Source organism: Methyloterricola oryzae (assembly GCF_000934725.1).
Lineage (GTDB): Bacteria > Pseudomonadota > Gammaproteobacteria > Methylococcales > Methylococcaceae > Methyloterricola > Methyloterricola oryzae.
This window is the reverse complement of sequence record NZ_JYNS01000001.1, coordinates 804,741-829,152: the sequence shown is the minus strand read 5'-3', so window position 1 is coordinate 829,152 and position 24,412 is coordinate 804,741. Positions and strand designations below refer to the sequence as shown.

General features: G+C 63.1%; 21 protein-coding genes and 1 riboswitch. Of the genes, 5 read left to right on the top strand and 16 right to left on the bottom strand.

Annotated elements, in window-relative coordinates:
- Positions 1-2: 2 nt before the first annotated feature.
- The 4 genes from ttcA (at position 3) to EK23_RS03635 (ending at position 4,941) form a co-directional block, all read left to right on the top strand.
- Positions 3-977: a tRNA 2-thiocytidine(32) synthetase TtcA gene (gene ttcA / locus EK23_RS03650; RefSeq protein WP_082053896.1), complete on the top strand. Its 975-nt coding sequence runs from the start codon at positions 3-5 to the stop codon at positions 975-977.
- 322 nt (positions 978-1,299) lie between these two features.
- Positions 1,300-3,141 (top strand): C39 family peptidase, encoded by a 1,842-nt coding sequence (locus EK23_RS03645; RefSeq protein WP_045223828.1) that lies wholly within the window; start codon positions 1,300-1,302, stop codon positions 3,139-3,141.
- A gap of 233 nt (positions 3,142-3,374) precedes the next feature.
- Positions 3,375-4,253 carry a hypothetical protein gene (locus EK23_RS03640; protein ID WP_045223827.1) on the top strand — a complete coding sequence of 293 codons (879 nt, stop codon included), beginning with the start codon at positions 3,375-3,377 and terminating at the stop codon, positions 4,251-4,253.
- Between the two features lie 16 nt (positions 4,254-4,269).
- Positions 4,270-4,941: a hypothetical protein gene (locus EK23_RS03635; protein WP_145998545.1), complete on the top strand. Its 672-nt coding sequence runs from the start codon at positions 4,270-4,272 to the stop codon at positions 4,939-4,941.
- 44 nt (positions 4,942-4,985) lie between these two features.
- Here the strand turns inward: EK23_RS03635 and EK23_RS03630 are convergent, their stop codons facing one another.
- From EK23_RS03630 to EK23_RS03570, 13 genes are all read right to left on the bottom strand, one after another.
- Positions 4,986-5,717, bottom strand: a complete 732-nt coding sequence (locus EK23_RS03630) for an adenosylcobinamide-GDP ribazoletransferase (RefSeq protein WP_045223825.1) — start codon at positions 5,715-5,717, stop codon at positions 4,986-4,988.
- Between the two features lie 11 nt (positions 5,718-5,728).
- On the bottom strand, positions 5,729-6,919 hold the full coding sequence (locus EK23_RS21470) for a hypothetical protein (protein ID WP_052807890.1): 1,191 nt from the start codon (positions 6,917-6,919) through the stop codon (positions 5,729-5,731).
- Complete coding sequence (locus EK23_RS03620) at positions 6,919-8,451, bottom strand: MBOAT family O-acyltransferase (RefSeq protein ID WP_045223824.1); 1,533 nt, start codon at positions 8,449-8,451, stop codon at positions 6,919-6,921. The genes EK23_RS21470 and EK23_RS03620 overlap by 1 nt, the downstream gene beginning before the upstream one ends.
- A gap of 491 nt (positions 8,452-8,942) precedes the next feature.
- Positions 8,943-10,118, bottom strand: a complete 1,176-nt coding sequence (locus EK23_RS21465; protein WP_052807889.1) for a hypothetical protein — start codon at positions 10,116-10,118, stop codon at positions 8,943-8,945.
- 209 nt (positions 10,119-10,327) lie between these two features.
- Complete coding sequence (locus EK23_RS03610; protein WP_045223823.1) at positions 10,328-10,933, bottom strand: histidine phosphatase family protein; 606 nt, start codon at positions 10,931-10,933, stop codon at positions 10,328-10,330.
- A complete protein-coding gene (gene cobT / locus EK23_RS03605) occupies positions 10,930-11,988 on the bottom strand; it encodes a nicotinate-nucleotide--dimethylbenzimidazole phosphoribosyltransferase (protein ID WP_045223822.1) in 1,059 nt (352 codons plus the stop codon). The genes EK23_RS03610 and cobT overlap by 4 nt, the downstream gene beginning before the upstream one ends.
- On the bottom strand, positions 11,985-12,506 hold the full coding sequence (cobU, locus tag EK23_RS03600) for a bifunctional adenosylcobinamide kinase/adenosylcobinamide-phosphate guanylyltransferase (protein WP_045223821.1): 522 nt from the start codon (positions 12,504-12,506) through the stop codon (positions 11,985-11,987). Before cobU ends, cobT begins: the two co-directional genes overlap by 4 nt.
- Entirely contained in the window at positions 12,503-14,017 is a 1,515-nt protein-coding gene (locus tag EK23_RS03595) for a cobyric acid synthase (RefSeq protein ID WP_235281893.1), read from the bottom strand. The genes cobU and EK23_RS03595 overlap by 4 nt, the downstream gene beginning before the upstream one ends.
- Positions 14,018-14,025: 8 nt before the next feature.
- Positions 14,026-14,748: an acid phosphatase gene (locus EK23_RS03590; protein ID WP_082053893.1), complete on the bottom strand. Its 723-nt coding sequence runs from the start codon at positions 14,746-14,748 to the stop codon at positions 14,026-14,028.
- 33 nt (positions 14,749-14,781) lie between these two features.
- A complete protein-coding gene (gene cobO / locus EK23_RS03585; protein WP_045223818.1) occupies positions 14,782-15,387 on the bottom strand; it encodes a cob(I)yrinic acid a,c-diamide adenosyltransferase in 606 nt (201 codons plus the stop codon).
- A 7-nt stretch (positions 15,388-15,394) separates the two neighbouring features.
- Positions 15,395-15,964, bottom strand: coding sequence for a hypothetical protein (locus EK23_RS03580; protein ID WP_045223817.1), 570 nt, complete (start codon positions 15,962-15,964; stop codon positions 15,395-15,397).
- Positions 15,965-16,010: 46 nt separating this feature from the next.
- On the bottom strand, positions 16,011-17,888 hold the full coding sequence (gene btuB, locus EK23_RS03575) for a TonB-dependent vitamin B12 receptor (RefSeq protein ID WP_045223816.1): 1,878 nt from the start codon (positions 17,886-17,888) through the stop codon (positions 16,011-16,013).
- A 105-nt stretch (positions 17,889-17,993) separates the two neighbouring features.
- Positions 17,994-18,202: riboswitch (cobalamin riboswitch) on the bottom strand.
- Between the two features lie 61 nt (positions 18,203-18,263).
- Positions 18,264-18,971 (bottom strand): alpha/beta hydrolase family protein, encoded by a 708-nt coding sequence (locus EK23_RS03570; RefSeq protein ID WP_052807888.1) that lies wholly within the window; start codon positions 18,969-18,971, stop codon positions 18,264-18,266.
- Between the two features lie 139 nt (positions 18,972-19,110).
- Here EK23_RS03570 and EK23_RS03565 point away from each other — a divergent pair, with 139 nt between their 5' ends.
- Positions 19,111-20,697: an OpgD/OpgG family glucan biosynthesis protein gene (locus EK23_RS03565; RefSeq protein WP_052807887.1), complete on the top strand. Its 1,587-nt coding sequence runs from the start codon at positions 19,111-19,113 to the stop codon at positions 20,695-20,697.
- Positions 20,698-20,745: 48 nt separating this feature from the next.
- On the opposite strand, the gene EK23_RS03560 is transcribed toward EK23_RS03565, so the two are convergent.
- The 3 genes from EK23_RS03560 to EK23_RS03555 form a co-directional block, all read right to left on the bottom strand.
- Complete coding sequence (locus EK23_RS03560; RefSeq protein ID WP_045223815.1) at positions 20,746-23,616, bottom strand: discoidin domain-containing protein; 2,871 nt, start codon at positions 23,614-23,616, stop codon at positions 20,746-20,748.
- Positions 23,617-23,806: 190 nt separating this feature from the next.
- Positions 23,807-23,947 (bottom strand): hypothetical protein, encoded by a 141-nt coding sequence (locus tag EK23_RS23600; RefSeq protein WP_158002437.1) that lies wholly within the window; start codon positions 23,945-23,947, stop codon positions 23,807-23,809.
- Between the two features lie 17 nt (positions 23,948-23,964).
- Positions 23,965-24,276 (bottom strand): hypothetical protein, encoded by a 312-nt coding sequence (locus EK23_RS03555; protein ID WP_045223814.1) that lies wholly within the window; start codon positions 24,274-24,276, stop codon positions 23,965-23,967.
- Positions 24,277-24,412: the final 136 nt, after the last annotated feature.

The window sequence follows — 24,412 nt, the reverse complement described above, 5'->3', positions numbered from 1 at the left end:
TCATGAGTTCGACTCCGCGCGCCGCGCCTGAGGCGGTTCAGGAACCAGCGCCGGAGTTTCCCGTCACGATTGCCCGGCGCGCCCCGCGGTCCGGCGGCGAACCGGGACGGCCGCAAGGCGCGGGCGCGCAGCTGTCGGAAAAGCAGCGCTACGAATTCAACAAATGCCACAAGCGCCTGCGGCGTCTGGTTGGAGAGGCTATCGCCGACTACCGGATGATCGAGGACGGCGACAAGGTGATGGTCTGCCTGTCCGGGGGGAAGGATTCCTACACTTTGCTGGACATCCTGCTCAGCCTTCGGCTCAACGCACCCATCCACTTCGATATCGTCGCCGTCAACCTGGACCAGAAGCAACCCGGATTCCCGGCCCAGGTCCTGCCAGAATATCTTGAAGGCCTGGGCATTCCCTACCACGTCATCGAGCAGGACACCTACAGTATCGTCAAGCGGGTGGTCCCGGAAGGCAAGACCACCTGCGGGCTTTGCTCGCGCCTGCGCCGGGGGCTCCTGTACCGCTACGCGGGGGAGAACGGGGTCACCAAGATCGCCCTGGGCCATCACCGGGACGACATCCTGGAGACGTTCTTTCTCAACCTGTTCTACGGCGGAACCCTCAAGGCCATGCCTCCCAAGCTGCTGAGCGACGACCGCCGCCACATCGTCATCCGGCCTCTCGCTTATTGCAAGGAGAAGGACATCGAAGCCTACGCGCGGGTGCGCGACTTTCCCATCATTCCCTGCAATCTGTGCGGCTCTCAGGCGAACCTGCAGCGCCAGGCCATGAAGGAGATGATGAAGGGCTGGCAAAAGCAGCATCCGGGGCGGCTGGAAACCATCTTCACCGCTCTGCAGAACGTGGCGCCGTCTCAACTGGCGGACACTAAACTATTCGACTTCTCCGACCTGGAGGCTCTGCGGGACGCTTCCGAACGAGCTGCCTCGTCCCCGGACGGTCTGGATATTCTGACGCTCTGAGCCGGGAGCCAGCTTAACTTGCAAGCACCTGATCCGACGCATGTCGGGGTTGTTTCTGCCCGACACTTCTTCAAACTCCGACTATACTTCGTGCGTTGATATGGCGAGGCGGACTCAGCTCCGCTTCCCGAACCAATCGCTCAGCCAGGCGCGGCCCTGCAGGGCGGCTCCACGGCTGCACAACAGTGTGTCCGGCTCCTCGACAAACCTCCATCTACAGGCCTTAGCTGGATCTGCCCAAGCGTTTTCCAGGCTTCGCGCAGCGGCATCGGCCCCAGGCGGCGCGACAGGCGCGGACCTTAAACATTATGAGAGGTGGGTTATGTACTGGCATTCATTCTTCGGGCGCGCCCGGCTTATGGGTCTGGCTGCGCTGCTACTGGTTTCGGCTTCCAGCCATGCCACGGTCTTGACCGTCCCCTATCATGCCCAGGAAAACGATCAATGGTGTTGGGCCGGCGTCAGCCAGATGTCGCTGGAATATTTCGGCAAGAGCGCGACGCAGCCGGACCTGGCGAACTTCGGCACCGGCGGCGTCAACACCTGGAACTACCTGACCGGGTCGTATGCGGCTTCGGGTGGCGAACCGGCCAAGAAAGGCATCGACCTCATCCTCAAGAATTTCGGGGATGTCGGTTCCACACTGTTCAACCGTGCCTTGACCACCGCTGAACTCAAGACTGAAATCGAGGGTTCACGCCCGGCGATCGCCCGACTGGGCTGGTACAGCGCGGCGGGTGCGGCTCTGGGAGGGCATTTCATCGTGCTCAGGGGCTACGACGAGGCAACCAGCAGCGTTTCCATCAACGATCCCTGGCCCGATACCGGGCAGATCCTGAAAGACTATACCAGCCTGGCGGGAGGGGCGGCGGGAACCTATTCGGATGGCGCGGCCCATAAGTGGACCCACACCCTCACCCTGTCGGCCTCTTTGGACGTGGTATTTCTCATCGATTCCACCGGCAGCATGGGCGGCGAGATCGATGACGTGAAAGTCAATGCCACGGCCCTGATGGATAATCTGACCACGAAGTTCAAGGATTACCGAATCGCCGTGGGCGATTACCGGGACAACCCGGACGACGACCATGGCGAACTGTCGGACTGGATTTTGACGGTGCGGTCCGGTTTCACCACCGATGTGGCGGCCGCCAAGTCGGCATTGAGCGAGATATTCGCCGGTGGTGGCATGGATACGGAGGAAGCGGTCTACTCCGCCCTTTACCGTACCGTGGCCGGCACCGAATATGGGGGCTGGCGTGACTCGCCGACGCAACGCCTGATCATCATCATGGGTGATGCGCCCGGCCACTACCCGGCGGAGCCCTGGTCCGGCGGCCACTCCCAGGGGGAGGTCATCGCCCAGGCCGTTGCCTCGAAGGTGACGATTCAGGCCCTGCTCTCCGGGTTCGATTCCAGCGCCGAGACGGATTTCACCAGCCTTGCGGCTGGCTCCGGGGGCGCCTTGTGGAAAATCGAGGACGCGTCCCAGACCGCCGATGTGATGAGGCAGGTGATCGATACGGTTGCGGCGGATACCCGATTCCCGCGTGACAGCGTCGCCGATTTCAAGCCGACCTTCGTCTTCAAGCCGCTGGGCGAGGGCATGGCCAACTCCCCCAAGAAGATCTACCTGGAACTGCAACTGCAGAAAAAGGGCAAATTCAAGACCGTCAAGCGTGTCACGTTGCCGCCGACGGCGGAGCAATGGACCCCACCGGCGGAACTCGCAAAGGGTGTGTACCAATGGCGGCTGGGCTTCCTGAGCAGTGCGTCGAAAGTGCTCGCGCCGGATGGATCGGTACTCAAGACGGTGAAAGGAGGTACGCGCTTTGAGGACACCTTCCAGCAGTTCGAAAGGACCGATGTGGAACCGGGATTTGCTGAACAGATCGATCCGTCCAGCAGCTTCACGCCGTCGGCTTCCCAGGTGACCTACCAATGGAGCAAGGCTTCCAATGCCAGCAAATATGCCCTGGCCATCTACCAGACCAAGAATGGAAAGAGCAAGCTCTGGCGCAAGCTGATCGTCAAGGCGCCTAAGGGCGATCCCGCGATCATCACCAAAACCATCAAGGGACACAGTACCGCGGCCAGTTACTTCTGGAGCGTGGAGGCTCTTAATTTCGACCATCCGAAGCCGTCCACACTGACATTCCCTTGATCACTTGAGGTAGGCATCGGCGCCCGGGCTGGCCCGTTGTGGCGGTCGCGGGCGCCTGACGGGAAGCGCTGAATTCATCCATACTGGATTGCTCAGCAGCACGCTGCCGGAAGACGCGGCCTCCCCGGCCGTTTGCAAAAGGATCAGCTAAAGGCTCTGGTTATATTGCTACATCCTTGTATCACGGAAAGCGCCTACGCTATCGGCGCTTCCTCAAGCACAGGAGAAGTTTGATGCACCCAGATAACGAGAATCCGAGAGCGGGCATCGTGCTCGGACTTGTCATGATCGCCGGTCTCGTTTTGATGGCGACACAGTTGTGGGATGCCAGGGATTTCGGCTTGCCACCGCGTCTACAAGGCGGCAATGCGTCGGATCAAACCTTCGGAGCCGGCGTGCCCAATCCATTGCAGTCGAGCGCCGCGCTGCGGACGAGTCTGCCTGAAACCGCCGCCAGGCCCGGCGATGGCAAATACTCCGAGACCACCGCCACGGAGGCTGAAGGCTGGGCGGAAGCTGCGGAAGAGGGTGGCGCTCGGGTGCCGGATCGGGCTTCCGAGGCAAGCGCCAGCTACAAAGGCGCACGGACGGGGGCAATGGAGCCATTTTTGGAAGAGGAGCCTGCTTACAATCGGAACGCCGGCCAGCAGGGTGCGGTCAAGATTCCCCTGCGCGCCGATCCGGGTATCCAATTCCTGAGACGAGGCGAAGGCGAGCCTGACATGAACCTTACTGCGATGCCCGGCGACGCCTTGGAAGAGGCTTACCGGAAGCTGGGCTCCGCGGAGGAAAGGGAGGCCTTCCTGGCCGAACTGACCGCGACCGAAAGGCAGCAACTGCCAAAGATCCTGGAGTCCTTGTTCCGAGCCGAGCGCGACCCCGTGCTCAAGGAATCCATTCTGTCTGCAGCGACGGCGGCCAGCGCGACAGATCAGGTGCGAGGACTGCTGGTGGCGGCCCTGGATACGCAGCAGGCGGTCGACGTGCGTCTCGCCGCGCTTTACTATGCCAGCGACCTGGCGCCTGATCTGGTAAGGCGCTATGTGAACGATGCGAATCTGGATGTTCGCGAGGAGGCGAGAAACCTCGCGGAAACTGAAGGCAAACCGTGAGGGTCCGGGGATGAATATGTCGCGATGCTTGGCGCTGGCGATAGGCTTGGGTTGCTTCGGCGTGCTGCAGGAGGCTGTGTCCGCGCCCGCCCCGGAAGTCCGGTTGGTTGCGGAGAAGCAGTCAGTGGTCAAGGCAGCACAGGATCTCCTTCACAAATTTTGGCCCAGTCTGCAGAAGGACCGGGCCAGCTACGGTCTGACGGCGGCTGACGGGCTGGACACCCTGAGCTTTGGCGATCCGGTGGAATTGCGGGGCGTCCGTGATGACAGCCTGCGCGCCTATATTCCGGGCGGTGCGGCGTCCGTGGCCAAGCTCAGCGAACCAACCCATCAGTGGTATGTGCCTCTGGTGGCCCAAGGCGCCTACCGCGCCTTTATCGAAGTTCAGGATCTCGGGCAGGGCCAGTGGCAGGGCTCGGGAATCGGCTGGGTACCTCTAGCGCAGAAGTGGCAGGCCATAGCCCGTCGTTGGCCCGCGGTTGAAGGGTCGGGGCCGGTGCTGCTGATCTTTTTCTCCCAGCCCGGCTATTACGTGGCCGTTCCTTCTGTGCGGCCGGAAAACTTGACTCCCTTGTCATCCCTCAAGTTGAATCCGGACGGAACCTTGCCGCCCAGCTTCAAACTGGAGCCTGCGGCGGGAATCATCGAGCGACTGAAGGCGGCCGCAGCAGCGCAGCCGCCAATGTGAGGTTTCGCCGCTGGCGCGTCAGCCGCCTTTGGCAGGCTGCGGCACTAAACCAGCAGCATCCCGGACAGGGCGGCGCACTCCGTCAGTTCCACCAAGGCCCCCGCGGTGTCGCCAGTGGTGCCGCCGATACGCCGTATCAGCATCCACCGCAGCCCGGCGAAAGTCACCGTTGCCACGAGCAAGCCAGCTAGCGCAGGCCAGCCCGCCAACAGAGCCGCGGCGGTGGCCACCGCCCCCAGCACCCACAAGGCTAGACGCCGCGGAAGTTCGCGCGCCAAGGCCTCGCCCAAACCGCCCGGACGGACGTAGGGCGTGCTCAGCAATAGCAGGACCACCGCGCTTCGGCCCAGTACTGGCGCGAGGATGACCGGCGCGAGAGATCCGCGTCCGACGGCCAGGTCCAGTGCCGCGAACTTGAGCAGCAGCACCAACATCAGCGCCACAGCGCCTACGGGACCGCAGCGCGGATCTTTCATGATGGCCAGGCTGCGTTCCGGATCGCCCGCCCCGCCGGCCCAGGCATCGGCGCTGTCCGCCAGGCCATCCAGGTGGAATGCGCCAGTGAGCGAGATCCAGGCGACGAGCAGCAGCGCCGCCGGCAAGGCGCCGGTGTTCGACGGCAAGGCCAGCGCCAGACCGGCCAGGAGCAGGCCGAGCAGGAGACCGACCAACGGATAGTACAGCAGCGAGCGCCCCCACTCCTGTGCCGAGGGCGGCTGGCGCAACGGCACGGGCAGGCGGGTCAGGAACTGCAGCGCGATCAGAAAAGGACGCAATTCCCATCCACTTAATGAGCTTCCCGAGCCAATTTTTCGAGTTCTTCCGCCTCTTCCTTGTGATCGCGCAGCCAAAGCCTGCGCTGTTCACGGATGGTGGTCAGGTGTGACTCAAGATTAGTAACGTCCAATGACACGCCAAAATCAGCAGGAACTGGAGTCGATGAAAACCTGGTTCCAAAAATTCGGTCAAGGACCATATCACCCACCGCCTTAGTGTAGTGGCTGGTTTCCCAATATCCGAACACCGGTGTAGTACTGTCACCGGCTGGAGGAAACTTTTCTGTGGTTATCGAGTTATAACCTGAAAAATCCCAGATGGGGAATGGGGGGCTCCCGGAAGCCTCAGCGGTGTCCCGATTCAGTTCAACGATCCGGCGTTTCCATTCCTCCCATTGATCCCATAATTTTGAGTAATAGATGGCCTCCCACTGCCAGGCGTGCGAGGGCGAAATCAACAGGCGTAGATCCACACCGCGCTCGTGTGCGCGTTCGAGCAAGGCCCGAATGGCCTTCATGGGATCTCTGGTCGGGTTCGCGAAACTGAATTCACGTGACGGCTTTGGCCTATAGAGGCTATTCAGGTGCAACAGGAACGAATTCCGAGCATCTGCCCGAAGGTTTTCCTTGATTGATGACGCGCAGCGAAATCCATCCTCGCGCCATGCTTTGTCGGAATTGCATGGATCGCTAACGGGATGGCGGCGGTTCTCGATGATGGTTTCGAAGGAAGCGCGTAAAACGTTCATACTGATCAATCGGCTCCAACTGGCTGGTCTGGGGACGTTCATCGAATCGGGGGGAGTTCTCAGGACCACATTCGCGGCAACGAAATCGAGCCCAATCACTGCTTTGCGTGCACCTCGCCGCGTAGTTACGTCGAATAGGTTGAAGCTCTCTTCCGGTGGTTGCCCATCGATCGCCAGATTGGCAGTCCTAAGTCCGCGGAATGCGGGATGCTGCGGATCCAAACCGCGGTCACTACGCGACGTACCAAGTATGATTGCATCCCATGCTTTTATTACCGCCAGGTTGTGCTCGAACTCTCGCTCGTGATTGCCAATACTGGGCTTCAAGACCGACAGGCCGGGGTACCGGTGCGTTCCCCAAAGCGCCCATGGATCGATTAGGCTGTTGATCGCCGCGACACACATAAGAATGGCCGCTGCCACGCAAGCAACTGTCAGTAGATACCGTTTCATCAGAATTGGAAGTACAAAAACTCGGAGACTCTGGATAGATTCGTCAACGACAATGCGAAGAGAACGCCCATAGCAACAGCCACCGTGCGTGTCGGGTTTGGCAAGAGGACCATCACGCTAGAAGCCTGCAAACCGACGAGTTGCTGGCTATTGGGCATAAACCAGACGATACACGCTGAAAGTCCAATCATGCCGAATGTCCAAGCTGAATCAAAATGCGCTTCCGGCAATTCAGAAAACAACCCCGAGAAGTGTATTTGCGGCCCAAGGTTGGAAGCAAAACCGGCATAAGCCGATAGCCACTTTGGCAGGGATAGGCCGTTGAATCCAAACATTCCGGCAATCATGCGATGAGCTGTCGAGAAATCCGCCGAGCGAAAATAGACCCAGCCGATGACCACGAGTATAAACGTTAAGGCCAGCGTCCATATCTGGTGAAGTCGATTTCTAGGCGATTTCGCTTCTCCCGTTCCTTGCCACCGCCACCATGCGTGATTGATCACCAGGAGTGCTCCGTGAAACCCACCCCATGCGACAAATGTCCAATTTGCACCATGCCATAAGCCACCCAGAAGCATAGTCACAAGGAGGTTTACATTTCTCCGAAGCTCACCCAAGCGGTTTCCACCCAGAGGTATATATACGTAGTCCCGGAGAAAACGCGACAACGTCATGTGCCAACGCCGCCAGAAGTCCACGATGTTTACTGCTTTATAAGGGGAGTCAAAGTTCAGCGGCAGGCGTACTCCGAACATCAACGATAGCCCGACAGCCATGTCGGAATAGCCAGAAAAATCGAAATAGAGCTGGAATGTATAGCTCAAAGCGCCGACCCACGCGGCAATCACTCCTGGGTCGACCCCTGTCGCGGCCGCATTGAATACAGCATTGGCATCCCCAGCCAAGGTATCAGCGAGTAGAACCTTTTTTGCCAACCCGATGATGAAAAGCGTGGCGCCGGTACCAAGATTGTTCCAATCGAGTCGGTAAGTTTGTGCTTGCTCGAATTGCGGCATCATTTCTTTATGGTGCAGCACCGGACCAGCAATCAAATGTGGAAACCAGGTAACAAATAGCAAATAGTGGCTGGGATTGAATTCGCGGCTCATACCGCGGTAGGTATCCACCAGAAAAGCAATCTGGGTGAAAGTGAAAAATGAAATTCCCAAGGGTAAGGCGATGGTCTCAAGACGGATATCGGTATCGGCTAATGTGTTGATCGAGTCAACAAAAAAATTCATGTACTTGAAATAAACAAGTGCTGCCAGATTAATGGCAATCGCCCACACTAGTAGCCGCTGACGCCGACTCTGCCTCGATTCCTTGGCAATATGGCTTGCCATCAGGAAGTTGCATGTTATTGATGCTAGAAGCAATACAACGAATTCCGGCTTCCAGTAGGCGTAGAATGCCACAGAAGCAAGCCCCAACCAGACCGAAGCCAGAGAGCGACTTATCCTGGCCAAGCCGAAGAACCCCAAAAATACGATCGGAAGGAAAGCAAAAATGAAAGGGAAGGAGTTGAAAAGCATTTTTACAAATCTCCGCTGCCGGGCAGTATTTCATGGTATTTGCATCAAACAATAGCTTGAATTCCGAGTAACCTTTCCCTTTTGGGAGCGTTGCCGCGGGCCAAGAGGCCTGGATTCTTCATGGCACGATTGGATTCAGGCATCCGCGGATTTCTCCGCCGTCTTCACCTGTCCCAAGTTCACTCCGAGCCAGTTTGCTCGGGATGCCGTTGCCGGAAAGGCGCGGACGTTTGCTCTCCATCTTGGCCATGGCGGGTTATGCTGTCAACGCATCCGACTTGCCTCGAATGGCGCGGGGCAGGTCGGCCATGCGCGACCTAACCTAGGTCTGGCTGCAGCCTGGTATTGGATTATCTCGCGTACCTCAGCGCAAAAAACCGGCGAGCCTTCCGGGTTTGATCTTGAAGCTGAATTTAAGGCCGGCCCGGGTCGCGCTGAACTTTAGTGAAGCGCCGCCCCCGCCAAGAAGCGCGAACGGCGCTGTGGCGGGATCAGCGTTTGCGGCTCAGGGTCGAGGGCACGCAGACTTCGGTTTCCTTGATGGTTTCTACGGAGCCAGAGCCCAACTGATTGACGGTGGATAGGGTCACCGTGCTGTGCTTGGGCTGCTTCTTCAAAGGCACGGCGGCGAAGCATAGCAGGTGAGCGTCGGGCACCTTGGTCGCCTGGCCGTCACGCGCAGCCGGCGTGCACAGACGCTTGGGCTGCTTGATCCGGAAGTGCTTGCTGATGCCTTCGCTGGCAATCGTCTTTTTCAGTGCCTTGAATTTGGCCGGCTTGATCAATTGCGCCGAGTAGCAGGCCAGCGGATCCTGAATGCCTTGGGATTCCAGAACCGGTGTCTCGGCTGGACCGGTCGCGCTGGTGCCCGTCGGCATCAACACGCTGTCCGCCCGTTTCGTCTTGATGTTCCAGACGCCGAATTCGTTTTTTACCTCCCAACGGCGCCGTGCGGCCTTCGGCTTGCGCACCAGCTGGTAACGTTCCAGCGCGAGATTGGGGCTATGAATTTCCGTGCCATCGATGCTTGCGGGAAATGCCAGGGATAACGGCTTGCCGATGACGAAGCGGCCGGGTTTGCCGACGGCGTCGCTCAGCTCCAGGTGCGTAATCGTGTTCGGCGCACTACCGGACGCCGGACGAGCCTTGAAGCTCAGATAATGGTCGGGTTCCTGGTTGGATGGTGCAAGATTGGAGAAGGTAAAGCTGAGGTCGTTGAAACCCTCGCCAGGACATTCCGGCAACCCGGCCAGATCTTCGAATTCAACCAGGGCAGCGCCTTCTGCCGTGCCGGTGACGCGGGCGTGAGGCAGGCCATCGGGGTTAGAATTCGCCGAACCGGTATAGAAATCCTGGTCGGTGTTGGTCACATGTAGCCTGAACACCAATTCGGTTCCCGCCTTGAAGAAACCCAGATTGACCGAGGAACCCGGCGTCGAAGTGAAGTTATTGAAAATGACGCCTGAGAAGGCGCCGTCAGGGGATTGCAGGAAGAGATCGTTGTTGAAGTCGGTGCCCTTGCTCTTGCCATTGAAGGTGGCGATGACATTCCCGTCCTCCTTGACGATCAGGGGAGTTCCGGTGGTCGGGCATTCCGCGAGCGCCTGCCGTTCCAGTCCAGAGAGAAGAAAAGCGACGGCAAGGGCGGCCAGTCTGGGTGTGTTCATGGTGTGCTCCGGTGGGTTGTCAGTTGTGCCAGTTGACGGTTTTTCTGTACCGGAGCAAACGCAGTGCCAAGGAAAAAAACTTATATTTATCGTATCGTTATGGATTGAATGGGCTTGAATTCCGCCAGTTCTGTAAAAAGTTCCGACAACGCATGAGGCGCACGGCAGGCCTGGGTGAATTGCCCTGATTTCTTCCGTGCTGACTCAGTTCACCCAAAGGCCCCGTGCCTTTCCCTCGCCTCGGCATCTTCACGCCACTGCCCGTCGGCGCCAGGGCGCAGCTCATGCAGTGACGCGTGCGGTACTTCGATCTCCAGCAAGCGTTGCGGCGGCCAGTCACGCAGGTGCCAGAGCAGCACGCGGATGACACCGCCGTGGGTGACCACCAGCGGCCTTTGACCGAACTCGCCGCCACATAGATCCGCGAAGGCGGCCAGCACCCGGTCGCAAAATACCTGGAGTGACTCGCCTCCCGGCGGAGGGTATTGAAACGGGTCTGCGAAGAAACGGGAGACCGCTATAGGGTCTTCCGCCGTGAGTTCCGCGTAGCGGCGCCCTTCCCACTCACCGAAATGCAACTCCTGCAGCCGCGCATCTTGGCGTAGTGGAACACCACTCCCTTCCGCTAATTCCCGGGCGAATTCGGCACAGCGGCGCAGGGGCGAGGCAACCACCCGGTCGCATTGAATGCCGGCTACAGCCGCGCGCATCTGCCGCCAGCCCAGGTCGGTGAGCGGATCATCCTGGCTGCCACGCAACTTGGGCCCACCCGTCACGTCGCCGTGGCGCAGCAGTTGGATGCGGGTCGCGCTCACGGGGATTGGTTTGCCACGCCCGCTTCTTCGAAGGTGGCCATGTAGCGGTGCAGGCTGCAGGCCAGGCGCAACAGTGGCAAGGCGACGGCGGCGCCGCTGCCCTCGCCCAGGCGCATGCCCAGATCGAGCAGGGGCTCGCCTTCCAGCGCGCTCAGCAGGCGGGCATGGCCGGGCTCGCCGGAACGGTGCGCGAACAGCAGCCAGTCCCGGGTACCCGGGCAGAGCCGCTCCGCGGCCAGGGCCGAGGCGGTGCAGATGAAACCGTCCACCAGCACGGGCAAACCCATCTGGGCGCAGGCGATAAAGGCGCCGGCAAGCGCCGCGATTTCGAAGCCGCCCAGACGGCGCAGCGCTTCCCGGGGCTGCTGCACATGCGCCTGATGCAAGCTGAGCGCGCGGCGGATGACCTCCCGCTTGTGCGCCACGCCCTGCGCGTTCAAGCCGGTGCCGGCCCCTGCGAGCGCGTCCGGCGCCTCGTCCAGCAGGGCCGCGGCCAGGGCCGTGGCGGCGGTGGTGTTGCCGATGCCCATCTCTCCACCGATGAACAATTGCATGCCGCCTCCATGCGCGCGTTGCGCCGCCTCTCTTCCTGCTTCCAGGGCACGCTCCAACTGCTCTTCGGTCATCGCGGCGGCGCAGGTGAAGTTGGCGGTGCCGCGACCCAGGTCGAGATTAAGGACGCCGGGCGTGTCCACCGGCGTGGCCGTGCCCAGGTTGATGAGCTCAAGGCTTACGCCCTGTTCCCGCGCCAGCACCGACACCGCCGACTGGCCGCCCGCGAAGCTTCCCAGCATGGCCACCGTGACCGATTGCGGAAAGGCGGATATCCCTTCGGCGACTACGCCATGGTCGCCCGCGAACAGGCAGATGCCGACGCGGTCCACGGCGGGCAGCGCCGTACGTTGAAGGCCCGCCAACTGGATGGCCAGGTCTTCCAGACGGCCCAAGGCCCCGGGCGGCTTGATGAGCTGGGCTTGGCGCGCCCGGGCAAGGCCTTCGCAGGCGCGGTCGATGCCAGCCGGCGGCGCGGACAGCCAATCAGGGGCTGGAGTCACGTGTTACCTCCTTTAACCAGCAAGGGAAGGCCCGCCACCATCAGGGTCACGCGGTCGCACTGAGCCGCCAGCGCCTGGTGCAGCGCACCGGCCTCGTCGCAATAGCGCCGGCTGAATTCGCCCATGGGCATGACGCCCATATTGGTCTCGTTGCCGATGAGCAGGATGCGGCCCGGGAGCTTGGGCAATGTGTCCAGCAGCGCCGTCTTCTCCCGCGCCAGCCGGGCCTGGCCGTCCTCGCACAGCAGTTGGGTCAGCCACAGGGTCAGGCAATCGACGATCAGGCAGCGGGTGGTTGCGGCGTGGGCCGACAAAGCGCTCGCCAGCGCCAGCGGTTCTTCCACCAGCCGCCAATGGGCGGGGCGGCGTGCGCGGTGCGCGGCGATACGGGCCCGCATTTCTGCATCGCCTGGCCGGGCGGTGGCCAGGTAGATGACCTCCAGCCCGCTGTCCCTCGCCAAGGATTCGGCATGCCGGCTCTTGCCGGAGCGCACGCCGCCCAGGATCAGTGCCTTCACCAGTGCCGTCCCAGGCAGGCGCCAAGCCTGGCGATATCCAGGTTCGCGGCCACGGCATCCGCCAGGCGGTCGATCTGCGCCTCCCGCAGGGCGCGGTAGTCGGGCGAGCGTCCCTCGGTCAGTCCCGCCCAGCGCAGGATGGCGTCGGTGGCGCCGGAAGACTCGAACAGACCGTGCACATAGGTGCCCATGATCTGGCCGTCGGCGGAAACCGCCCCGTCGTGCGCGCCGCTTGCCAACTTGGCGAACGGCTGGTCCAGCGCCGGACCGGCGCTGATGCCGGCGTGAATCTCGTAGCCCGCCAAATCGGCATCGGTCCAGGCCAGATGGCCTGCCACATTGCGCAGCTGCTTTTGGGGCGCCAGGCTTGTCGCGAAGTCCAGCCAGCCCAATCCGGGATACGTGCCGGGCATCCCTTCGAGGCCAAGGCGGTCGGCGATCTCGCGGCCCAACATCTGAAAGCCGCCGCAGATGCCGAGCAGCTTGCCGCCGTAACGCAGATGGCGCTGCAGGTACTCGACGAAACCCTGCTCGCGCAGAAATGCCAGGTCGGCGGCAACCGCCTTGGAGCCCGGCAGGATCACCAGATCCGCGGGTGGAAGGTTTTTCCCGGGCGCGATGAAGCGCAGATCCACCTGGGGATGCAGGCGCAGCGGGTCGAAGTCGGTATGGTTGCTGATGCGCGGCATGACTGGCACCGCCACCCGCAGACAGCCGGCGTGTTTGTCGGACTGGGTGACTTCGATGGAATCTTCCGCTTCCAGGTGCAGGCCGTGCAAATAAGGCAGCACTCCGAGCACCGGCCGGCCCGTTTTCTGCTCCAGCCAGTCCAGCCCCGGTTGCAGCAGGGCCTGATCGCCGCGGAAGCGGTTGATGACAAAGCCTTGGACGCGGGCGCGTTCGCTCTCTGACAGCAGCGCTAGGGTTCCCACCAGATGCGCGAACACGCCGCCGCGGTCGATGTCGGCGATGAGGATGACCGGGCAGTCCACGGCTTCGGCAAAGCCCATGTTGGCAATGTCGCCTTCACGCAGGTTGATCTCGGCGGGAGAACCCGCGCCCTCGGCGATGATGAGGCCGTACTGCTGGCAGAGGCGCGCGTGGGACTGCAATACCGCGTCGCGGGCCACCGGCTTGTAGGCGTGGTAGTTGGCGGCGTCCAGGTTGCCGATGGCCTGCCCGTGCACGATGACCTGGGCGCCGGTGTCGGTATTGGGCTTGAGCAGAACGGGGTTCATGTCGGTATGCGGCTCCAGGCCCGCCGCCAGCGCCTGAACCGCCTGGGCCCGGCCAATCTCGCCGCCGTCGGCGGTGACTGCGCTGTTCAGCGCCATATTCTGCGGCTTGAAGGGAGCCACCCGTTCGCCGCGCCGCGCCAAGGCACGGCACAGGCCGGTGACCAGGGTGCTCTTGCCTGCGTCGGACGTGGTGCCCTGCACCATCAGCGTCCGACAGGCGACGGCCGCGGATGGGCGTGAAACCGGGTCTGGAGCGATAGAGTGGGAGGGCACGGGTCTCGTCAGGGCGACGTCGCTTGTGTCCGGGCGGCGGCAATCTCGGCGCGCAATTCTGCAAGCTTCTGCTGGACGGCGGGCGAGGCCAACAGCTCCTGCGCTACCCGTTGTCCCAGCACCCGGCCTGCCAGAACGTCGCTGGGATGATGCACGCCAGCCACCACGCGGTGCCAGCCGATGCCGCGGCCCGTGCGCAGGATCTCCGCCTTGCGCTCGGGTATCAGTTCCGCCAGCAGGATCGCGTATTCCGTGCCGCCAGCTGAATGGCCACTGGGGTAGGCATAGCTTTGCTCGGGCTTGAAGGGCTTGATGCTGGGGTCGCTGACGTAGGGCCGGGGGCGCTTCCAGAAATCCTTGGGCCGGGCCGTAATGTCCTTGCTTTCCCGCATGACCTGGCGGAAGAAGGCCCAGGTCTTGGGCAGGCGCGATTCCACGAACCAGGGGCCGATGGCGGGCTGGAAGTCATCGATGAACAGCTCGACCTCGGCGCGTGCCGCCGTTTCCTCTTCGGGTGTCCGGGTGAGCTGGGCCTGCTTCACCGCCGCCACGTCGATGGCATCCTCATGGGTTCCCGGCGCGGGCGGCGGCGGCAGCAAGGCGATGCCATCAATGGCGTTCGGGGCCAGAAGGCTCGGTTCTTTCGCGGCCGGCTGCTGCGCGCAGGCCTGCAGGCCGAGCATGCAAAGAAGCAACAGGAGTTCATGGGTTCGTTTGACAGCCGGGTGCATGCCGTTTCCCTCGTCAGTGAATGGCGGTCGATATTACAAGTCCACGCCAGCCTGGGCCCGGATGCCGGCCCGGTAGGCGTGCTTGAGGTCGCGCATTTCCGTCACCGTGTCGGCGGCTTCCAGCAAGGTCTCGGGCGCGGCGCGGCCCGTGACCACCACATGCTGCATGGGCGGGCGGGCGGCGATGTCCGCCAGCACCTCATCCGTGTCCAGGTAACCATAGGAGAGGCAATAGGTGAGTTCATCGAGGATGACCAGGCCCACAGCCGGGTCGGTCAGGAACCCCTTCGCCACGGCCCAGCCCTCCCGGGCCTTGGCGGTGTCCCGTTCGCGGTCCTGGGTATCCCAGGTGAAGCCCTCGCCCAGCACATGCCAGCTCATGTTCGGCTGGTGGCGGAAAAAGGCTTCCTCGCCGGTATCCGTGCGGCCCTTGATGAACTGGGCCACGCCCACGCGGATGCCGTGGCCCAGGGCGCGCGCGGCCATGCCGAAGGCGGAGGAGGATTTGCCCTTGCCATTGCCAGTGAGCACCAGCAAGAGCCCCTTGTCCTGATCGGCCTGGGCGATGGCCGCATCGATCACCGCCTTCTTGCGCTCCATGCGGCGGCGGTGGTTTTCCTCGCGGGACGGTTCGGTCATGGGTTTCTCACGCGCGCGCCGAGAGGGCCGGGCGGGCGGCGTACAAAGCCGAGTGCGCGATCACAGCCACGCCCAGGTACAAAGCAAGCCCCTCCAGATTTTGCGGGAAGTAGAGCGCCAGGCGCTCGCCGAAGGTGGCAAGGCTGAGGTCGGCGAAGCGGCCCGAGAACACATAGAACCCGCCACTGGACAGCAGTTCCGCGGCCACGGCTCCGGCTGTTGCGCTGGCCGCGAATGGCAGCAGGCTGGCCCATTGCATGCGGTGGCGGCTGGCATACCAGCGGCCTGCGAACCACAGGGCCGCATAAGCCGGGACCAGGAAGCCATAGGCGGCGCTGATGCAGAAGTCGTTGACGCCGAAAGCGGCGACGGCGAGGTAGTCACTCACGCCTGCGAGCAGCATCAGGCCGGCCAACATCCACAGTCTGCGGACATAGAATCCGGCCAGGAAAAACACCGCCCAGGAGGCATCGGGCAAATGGGTGGCGCTGGCGAAATGGTGGCTGCGCGTTGCCGCCATGAGCAGGCACAGCCCCAGGGCGATCAATTGTTCCTGTTTCGAGAGAGTCGTGGTCATGGCTGAGCTCCTTGAATGTCCGGGCAAGCGAATGGAGGGCGCGCCGTCACAGCACGTCCGGTTGGTAACGCAAGGTCAGAATGAAATTGCGGTCGTACTGGTAATAGAACCGGGAGGTTTCATACTGCTGATCCAGCAGGTTAGCAACGCGACCTTCCAGAGACAAGCCCCGATAGAGGTCCACGCCGGCGCGCAGGTCGACGGTCACGAAACCGGGTATGCGGTTGTTGTTGGCCGCGTCGTCGAAGCGGCGCCCCTCGCCGATCACAGTGGCGCCCAGGCGCATGGGGCCGAGGCTGCGGTCGATGTCGAAGCGGAACACCGTCTGGGAGCGGCGGGGCAGCACATTGCCGTGGTCGCTGCCCGGGGTCAGGTTCTCGGGATCGGTCAGGGTGAGGGTGGCGGCGAGGTCGAAGTCCCAGATGCGCGTCGTGGCCTGCGCCTCCAGGCCCAGGATGCGCGCCTTGTCGAAGTTCTGGGCGCAGAAGTAGAAGGGCGGGCCGCAGCGCACCGGGTCGAACACCGGCGTGATCATCTGGTCGATCTCTGTGTGGTAGCCGTTCACCGCCCAGTCCACGTCGAAATGCCGACCGCTTACGCCCAACTCCCAACTGTTAGAGTCTTCCGGCTGCAGACCGGGATTGCCGAAGCCGGGGAAGTAGAGTTCATTGAAGGTTGGCGCCTTGAAGGCGCTGCCCCAGGAGGCGGAGACCCGCATGCCGTTGTCGAAGGCATAGCCGAAGGCGACATTGCCGGTGGGATGGCTGCCGAACTGCTCGTTGTCGTCGTAGCGCGCGCCCAGGATGGTGTCGAAGCCGCCGGTCTTCCACTGATACTGCAGGAAGCCCGCTTTGTCGTCGCGGGAGGTGATGCTGTACTGCTCGGTGCTGTCCACCTGGTCGTTGTAGTAGTCCAGGCCCGCCGTCAGCACATGGCCTTCCGCCAGGGTGAAGTCGTTCTGCCAGGTGGTGCTGACCCGCTGGGTGTTGAAGCGGGTGGAGAAGGTCTTGTTCTTGTAATTGTCCGAATCGTCCAGTGTACGGCCCGCCCGCAGGGTGGTGCTCCAGAAATCGGTGAGGGCATACTTCAGACTGCCGCCCAGCATCTGCTGGACGTAGGTGGAACGGTTCTGAAAATCGCCGTCATACTTGTTGTGGCCTTCCGCCTGCAGGAAATTGCCTTCGATTTCCAGCCCGTTTTCGAAGCGGTAGTTGGCGCGGGCGCTGCCGGAGGTGTTGCGGTAACCGTCATCGTCCGGCTCGTTGGTGAAGCAGCCGCCGGACTGGTTGACCGACCTCAGCCCGTCGCAGGCATTGAAGCCGCGTGTCTCCAACTGCGCGCCGGTGAGGCTGAAACTGCCGTGCTCGTTGCCGCCGGAGACGCCGCCGCTGGCTTTGTACAAGGAATGGCTACCCGCGCCGAAGCTGAGGTTGGGCCGCAGACCCTGGCTGCCCTTGCGGGTGAAGATCTGGATGACGCCGCCGATGGCCTCCGAGCCGTAAAGGCTGGACCTTGGACCCCGTACCACTTCGATGCGCTCGATCTGGTCGATGGGAATATCCTGGAAGGCCATGGTGCCGGTGGTGGCCGAACCGGCGCGGATTCCGTCGATGAGCACCAGCACATGGTCGGACTCGGTGCCGCGCATGAAGATGGAGGCATTCTTGCCCAGGCCGCCGTCAGTGGAGATGGAAAGTCCGGGCACGCCGCGTAGCAGATCCGGCACGGTCACCGACTGGCGACGCTCGATTTCCGCCCGGTCGATGACGGTGACCGAGGCCAGGGTGTCCTTGGCGCTCTGCTCGGTGCGGGTGGCGGTGATGACCACCGGATCCAGGCGAGTCGCCTCGGTTTCGCCGGCGTGGGCCAGCGGCAGGCAAAGCCAGGGTAGTGCCGCCGTCAGGCAGCGCTTGGAAAAAGTCATGGTATTTGGCTCCCTCGCGCACACCCGCGCGAGACTGGATTGGTGCGGGGCAAGGGAGGAAAGACGGGAGGCCTCAGGCAGGGACCGCCGCGCTTCGCCCTCCGCGATGCCGGTTGGCGACAGGCCGGTCTCCGGGCTTGCGAGCGGGGTGAACCCGGGAACAACGCCTTCCCATGCATACGCACAGTGGCATCCAGTTGTTCCGCGACTCGCTTACCGTTGCGGGGGCAGCGCCGGCCTAGCTCCCATGCTGGAGCGCACCGGCTTCCCGTTTAATCCCTGGTCACAGGGACACCTGAAGCGGAGGGCACGATAGACGATGGCGGGCGGCAGCGTCAAGCCTGCGGGAAAAACCTTAGCCCTGAAAGACTGCCTTCACCCGAAGCTCTTCAACCAATGGCTGACGGCCGAGGCCGCCTCGTTCCAGACTTTTGCCTGGTCCTTGCCCAGCGACGCGGGCACCTTGAAGGAGTGATCGCCGCCTTCGACGATGTGCAGGCTTACCGAGCCTGGAATGCCCGGCAGATGGGTTTTAAGGGTGTCCAGGTCGCACAGGGTGTCGCGGGTGCCCTCCACGAACAACACCGGGCAGTGCAGCCCGGGCCAATGATCCACCCGGAGCTTTTCCGGCTGCTTCGCGGGATGTAGCGGGTAGCCAAGAAAAATCAGCCCAGCGCAGGCCTCGCCCTGGGCCGCTAGATGGGAGGCGACGCGTCCGCCCATGCTCTTGCCGGCCAGGAATAGCCGCTTGGGAGCCAGGTCGGCGTCATCGCGCACGGCCTGCAGCACGGCGCGCCAGGTGGCTTCCAGCATAGGCATGCGGTCCGGCGCCTTGCGCCCGAGTTCCTTGTACGGAAAGTTGAACTTGACGCAAAGGTGCCCGGCGGCGGCAATGGCGCGGTGAAAATGCTCCATGAAGGGGTGGTTCATGTCGTTCCCGGCACCATGGGCCAGGATGACGGCCGCATCGGGACGGCTTCGATATTCGGGGGGTACCGCCCACACTGAGGAGACCTGAATCGCCGGGGTGATCGGTATGATCCGCGCTTCCAGCGCCATGTCCTGGGGGGTGGAACTCATCATGGGGGGGCGGACAATTGAATTAGTGCGAATTCACAGCATACGCGGCTCGTCGCCGGCCGGCGACTGCTTGGCGCGATGCGGATTAGGCAATAGACTGTCAATCCGTCTACGCACTACTAACTAGAACGAAAAGACACCCATGTTCCTGAAGACGAGCCGACGCAAGTTCCTCCAATCTGTCTCCACCTTGACCCTGGGCGCCGCCATCAGCAACCTGGCCCGTGCCGTTCCGGCCTCTGCGGGCGGATTGCGCTATGGCCCGGGCGAGGCCTTCAGCTTCGACAAGCTGGTGGAGCGGGCATCCGCCCTGTCCAAGTCCGCCTACGAGTCGCCGCCCAAGCCGCGACCGGACATCGTTCAGCAGATCGATTACGACGCCTGGGGCAGCATCAAGTACCGGCCGGAAGCGGCCCTGTATGCGGAAGGACCCGGGCTCTACCCGGTGACCTTCTTCCATGTGGGCCAGTTCTTCCAGAAATCCGTGAAGATGCATGTGATCGAGGGTGGCAAGGCGAAGGAGATCCTCTACAGCCCGGACTACTTCTCCATGCCCAAGAACAGCATCGCCCGCAAGCTGCCGGAAGACACGGGCTTTGCCGGCTTCCGCCTGCAGGAGTCGCGCAAGCGCAAGGACTGGCGCACCCAGGATTGGGTGGCCTTTCTGGGCGCTGCCTATTTCCGCGCCATCGGCGAGTTGGGCCAGTACGGATTGTCGGCGCGCGGCGCCATCGTGGACTCGGCCGAGCCTATACCCGAGGAATTCCCGGACTTCACCGAGTTCTTCATTGAGGAATCCGGCAAGGAAGACCAGCCGGTGCTGGTCTATGCCCTGCTCAACAGCCCCAGCCTCACCGGCGCCTACCGCTTCGCCATTAAGCGCACGGCGGGGGTGGTGCAGGACATCGAAGCGGCGCTGTTCCTGCGCAAGGACATCAAGCGCCTAGGGCTGGCACCCCTGACCTCCATGTACTGGTTCAGCGAGACGGAAAAGCGCCGCCGCGAGGACTGGCGTCCCGAAGTGCACGATTCCGACGGACTGGCCATCTGGACCGGCGCCGGCGAGCGCTTGTGGCGCCCGCTCATCAACCAGCCCTTCGCGGTGACCTCCAGCTTCAGCGACCACGCGCCCAAGGGTTTCGGCCTGATGCAGCGCGACCGCCAGTTCGAGGATTATCTGGACGGCGTCAATTACGAAAAGCGTCCGACCCTGTGGGTGGAGCCTCTCAGCGACTGGGGCGCGGGTGCTATTGAACTGATCGAACTGCCCACCGACGATGAGATCCACGACAACGTGGTGGCCTACTGGCGGCCCAAGGAACCGGCCAAGGCCGGCAATACCTACCGCCTGAAGTACCGATTGCACTGGCTGGCGGACGAGCCCTATCCGGCGGCCGGCGCGCGCTGCGTGGCGACGCGCATCGGGCGCGGCGGTCAGCCCGGCAAGCCCCGGCCGAAGGGCGTCTACAAGTTTGCCGTGGAATTCGCCGGCAAAGCCCTGGACGTGCTGTGGGGCGACACGGTGAAGGCGGAGCCGGTGATCACGGCGTCAGCGGGCACCGTTTCCGGCGCCTTCATGGAGCCCATCCCAGGCACCAAGCGCTGGCGGGCCATCTTCGACCTGACACCCACCGGCACCGACCCGGTCGAGTTGCGGCTTTATATACGCGGCAACGGCGATGCCATGACCGAGACCTGGCTGTATCAGTTCCGGCCGGGGACGGACTGATAGCTTCGAGGAGTCCATGCGGGCGCTGAGGCGCCCGCCTGCCGCTCGCTATTCGATGACCAGGCGCTTGAAGCAGGGTGCGCGTATCAGCCCATCCTCGATGACGCATGCCGCGCCGTCGGCTTCGGCGCGTTGCGCGCCCGCATAGCGCAGGGTGACGGCGGCGGGCGGCTTGCCGCTCAGGGACAGTTCCACGGTCACTCTCGCGCCGTCGCGGCGCGCCGTCAGGTTCAGCATCCCGAAACAGGTGGGCAATTCGCGCAGCGCGATGCCATCCCCCGCCCACCAGTCTTCTGGCACCGCCCGCAGCAATTCCAGGGTGTCGCCGTTTTCCCGCACCAGCATGCGGCGGATGACCGTCGCAAACTCGGCACCGATCCAGGTGTGGGGCATGTCGCCGATGTATTCCGCGACGCGCGGATCGCCCCAGGTCACCTCCGCCCAATGCCGCCAGCCGGGCGGGCGACGCCAGCTCAGGGAATCCGTTAATAGTCCGTAGGCATCCTCCAACCGGCCCAGGGCCACGAAGGCATTCAGGTTGCGGATCTCGTAAGGGGTGAAGCCACCCTTGAAATCGGGCTTGCGGATCACTTCCAGGTGTTCGCGGTACATGTCGTAGGTAGGCCCTATGCACTCGGCGGGCAGCACGTCGTCCACCCGCAGGAGTTCGAACACGATGGAGGTGGAGGTGGGGTCGACGTCATCGCGGTCCGCGGAGGCGGGCACCAGGCCCAGCCCCCGTCGCTCGGCGGTCAGGCGCATGGAGCGCGCCAGGTTGGCGGCGAAGTCCTTGCCCTTGGCTTCCATCTCGGCGGCGGTGGCCTCATCGCCCAGTTCCCTCGCCAGCCAGGCCGCATTGCGGTAGGCGCTCAAGGCAAAGAAATCGTCCCAGTAGCTGTAGGTGGGCTTGTTGTAGCCCTCATGGCTGATGGAAGGCGCCAGCAGGCCATAGAAGCGGCTTTCCGGTTCATGGATGGCGTTGGTGCGGGCGACCAGTTCCTCGATGAAGCGGGTGGCGCGCAGCACGGGTTCGTAGACCGCGCGCAGGAAATCCTGGTCGCCGCTGATGCGGTAGATGTCGGCGACCATGTCCACCAACTGCCCCTGGGCGTCGAATTCGATATCGCTGCCATAGCCGCGGTTGACCGTGCCGTCCGGGTTGAGGATAGGCGGCACCATGCCGTTGGGATAGACCCGCTCCGCATACCAGGCCGCATAGGTCTTGGCTTCCTCGATCAGGCCGGCGTAGAGGAGGGCCAGCGCCTGGGATGAACCGTCGCGGATCCAGACCCGGTCGTAATTGCGCGGCCCTGGCTTGAAGGCGTGCCGCGTGGCGTTCACCAGGATCAGGCCTGTCTGGGCCTCCACCGTGTCGCTGACTTCGAGGTCGCCGACGCTGATCCGGCGCGGGCCGATCTTCTCGCGCCAGGCGGAGAGGGTCGCCGCCTTGAGGGACGGGAAGTCGACCGCGGCATCGAGCGTAACGCCCTCGCGCAGGGCCGCCGCCACGACGACCGACGTGCTATCGCCGGGCGCTAGTTCGAATGCGAACTCGAAGGCGGCGCTCACCAGACCGGACATCGATTGCAGGCTGGCCCCTGTCGGCAGCGGGCCTTGCGCGATCTGGCTGACCACATCGCCCTGGTCGAAATCGCAGACCGTCAGGCTGTCCGGGGCGCGGGACAGGGCCGCGAAAGGGCGCCCATTGACCCGGATCTGCCGCCCCTCCACCTCGATGGCATTGACCGGGGCGTGGCCGCCGTGCTGCCAGTAGGGATTGATCTGCACCGGGCGCAGGGCCAGGACCAGGGAGCCCGAAAGATGCCGCGACGTGGGATTGCTCAGCCGGTGTTCCACGAATGCGGCGCCGCCGCGCGCCAGGGCCGTCGAAGTGAGCGCAAGCCCGGACTGCGACCAGGCGACCGAGGGGATCGGCAGGGAACCTTCGGCCAGGCTCTGGGCCAGGTCCTCTGCCCCCGCCGCGCCGTGCAAGGCGCCGTCCAGCCGCAGCAGGGGCATGATCTGGGCCGAGCCCATCTGCGGCTCCAGGTTGCCGTATTCGTCGAACAGGGCCTCTTCCGGGTGGTCCCATTCACCCAGAACGGTCCAGTAAAGTTGGCGGGCCAGCAAGGACTGGGGATAGAGGTCGGCGCGCGCGGCCTGTGCCGCCCGCTCCAGTTGGCCGATGGGCATGCGGTCCTTGTTGAGGATGCGCAGCTTGAGTTCCTCGATCACGACGCCCTCCGGGCTGCTGGCCTGGTGCACGCTGAAGCGCAGGTAACGGCTGGTGGTGATGCGCCAGTAGAAGTTGTCGTAATCCCCGTTGCCCGTGTCGATGCGGCCGACCTCCCGGAAGGTCTCGCCGTCGTCGGACAGGTGCACGGAAAAGTGCTTGCCGTAGTCCGCCCCCCATTTCACCAGAACGCCCAAGGGCGAGCGCACATAGCCGAAATCCACGGTCAGGCTCTCGCCCGTGGGGATACGCACCGCGCCATGGCCCAAGGCGGCGATGCGTCCCGGCTCCAACACCTTGGCGGCGTTCTCGGGACCGTAAACATTGATCTCCACGATCTCCACGCCCTTGTCCTGGGACTTGTTGGCCCCGCGCCAGCGCAGGTAGCGGGCTTCAGCGGGCGGAAAGGCGAACACATTCTGACCGCCCTCCCCATAGGCGGTGGCGCACAGCGGCGACCAGGCCTGGCCGTCCAGCGAGGATTCGATGGTGTAGACGTCCGCGAACAACCGGCCCCAGTAGATCTCGATACCGCCCAGGGTCGCGGCTTGGCCCAGGTCGATAACCAGCCAGGAGTCCGCGCCTGGCGCACAGGCCCAGTGGGTGGAATAGGCGTCGTCGATGGCGGCGCGGGCATCGCCGCTGCTGGCGCTGACGGTCCATTGGCTCTTGGCGGGAACGTTCATGGTGAGCCTGCGATTGCTTGATTGGAAGTCCGAGGTTGCCGGCGGGCATGTGCCGCGGCGCCGAGCCCGGCAGTCGACCGGGGTCCGGGCGAATTATGGCACCAAGCGGCGCGGCGCACATCCGCGGTGTCGGGTAAAGCCTGGACGGGCGGACAGCCGGGCGATTCCTTGCCCGGCTGGTGTTATCTCGCTACGTATTGGCATCCATCCTCCCTGGACTGACCGGTTCAGACGCGTTGCCCGACTCGGCCTGCAATCGCTCCATGCGGTGGTCGAAGCGCAGGCAATACCCGAGGGAGAAGGCCAGTGTGGCGGTCATCTCGGCCAGCATGCCAATCTCCACGCCGGTCATTGGACCACCCAGCGCGGCGCGGCGCAGCTTTCAATGGCCTGCACTTCCGCGCGGCCTGGGTAGCTGTATATGGCCGGGCCGTGGGCCTGGTCCACATAGAGCACGAGGACGGTGGCGGCTTCGCCGGCGCTTGCCGTTTGGGGCGGGCTGGATTGGGTCTGGGCATAGGCCGTGTTGTTGTAGACGATGGCCGCATCTGCGATGGGGTGCATGCCGGCGTCCTGCGCCCCGTGGGCCCAGGCATTGCCCGTGGCGGAAGCGCTAACGATAGCGGCGGCGGTGATGATGTGACGGATCGAAGTGTTCATGGTCGTGCTCCTGTTGGTATCGGGTTGATGGATCAGCCAGTCCGGTCGGCCGTCTGGCTTGGGAGATAGTCTGGGGTGCTTGCATAAATAAATAAAATCGTTTGTTCTTATTTTTATAATCGACCATATCTATAAT

Coding starts and splice junctions, on each gene's coding strand:
- ttcA (WP_082053896.1), top strand. CDS start 3: ATGAGTTCGACTCCGCGCGCCGCGCCTGAGGCGGTTCAGGAACCAGCG.
- EK23_RS03645 (WP_045223828.1), top strand. CDS start 1,300: ATGTACTGGCATTCATTCTTCGGGCGCGCCCGGCTTATGGGTCTGGCT.
- EK23_RS03640 (WP_045223827.1), top strand. CDS start 3,375: ATGCACCCAGATAACGAGAATCCGAGAGCGGGCATCGTGCTCGGACTT.
- EK23_RS03635 (WP_145998545.1), top strand. CDS start 4,270: ATGTCGCGATGCTTGGCGCTGGCGATAGGCTTGGGTTGCTTCGGCGTG.
- EK23_RS21470 (WP_052807890.1), bottom strand. CDS start 6,919: ATGAAACGGTATCTACTGACAGTTGCTTGCGTGGCAGCGGCCATTCTT.
- EK23_RS03620 (WP_045223824.1), bottom strand. CDS start 8,451: ATGCTTTTCAACTCCTTCCCTTTCATTTTTGCTTTCCTTCCGATCGTA.
- EK23_RS21465 (WP_052807889.1), bottom strand. CDS start 10,118: ATGAACACACCCAGACTGGCCGCCCTTGCCGTCGCTTTTCTTCTCTCT.
- EK23_RS03590 (WP_082053893.1), bottom strand. CDS start 14,748: ATGCACCCGGCTGTCAAACGAACCCATGAACTCCTGTTGCTTCTTTGC.
- cobO (WP_045223818.1), bottom strand. CDS start 15,387: ATGACCGAACCGTCCCGCGAGGAAAACCACCGCCGCCGCATGGAGCGC.
- EK23_RS03580 (WP_045223817.1), bottom strand. CDS start 15,964: ATGACCACGACTCTCTCGAAACAGGAACAATTGATCGCCCTGGGGCTG.
- btuB (WP_045223816.1), bottom strand. CDS start 17,888: ATGACTTTTTCCAAGCGCTGCCTGACGGCGGCACTACCCTGGCTTTGC.
- EK23_RS03570 (WP_052807888.1), bottom strand. CDS start 18,971: ATGATGAGTTCCACCCCCCAGGACATGGCGCTGGAAGCGCGGATCATA.
- EK23_RS03565 (WP_052807887.1), top strand. CDS start 19,111: ATGTTCCTGAAGACGAGCCGACGCAAGTTCCTCCAATCTGTCTCCACC.
- EK23_RS03560 (WP_045223815.1), bottom strand. CDS start 23,616: ATGAACGTTCCCGCCAAGAGCCAATGGACCGTCAGCGCCAGCAGCGGC.
- EK23_RS23600 (WP_158002437.1), bottom strand. CDS start 23,947: ATGCTGGCCGAGATGACCGCCACACTGGCCTTCTCCCTCGGGTATTGC.
- EK23_RS03555 (WP_045223814.1), bottom strand. CDS start 24,276: ATGAACACTTCGATCCGTCACATCATCACCGCCGCCGCTATCGTTAGC.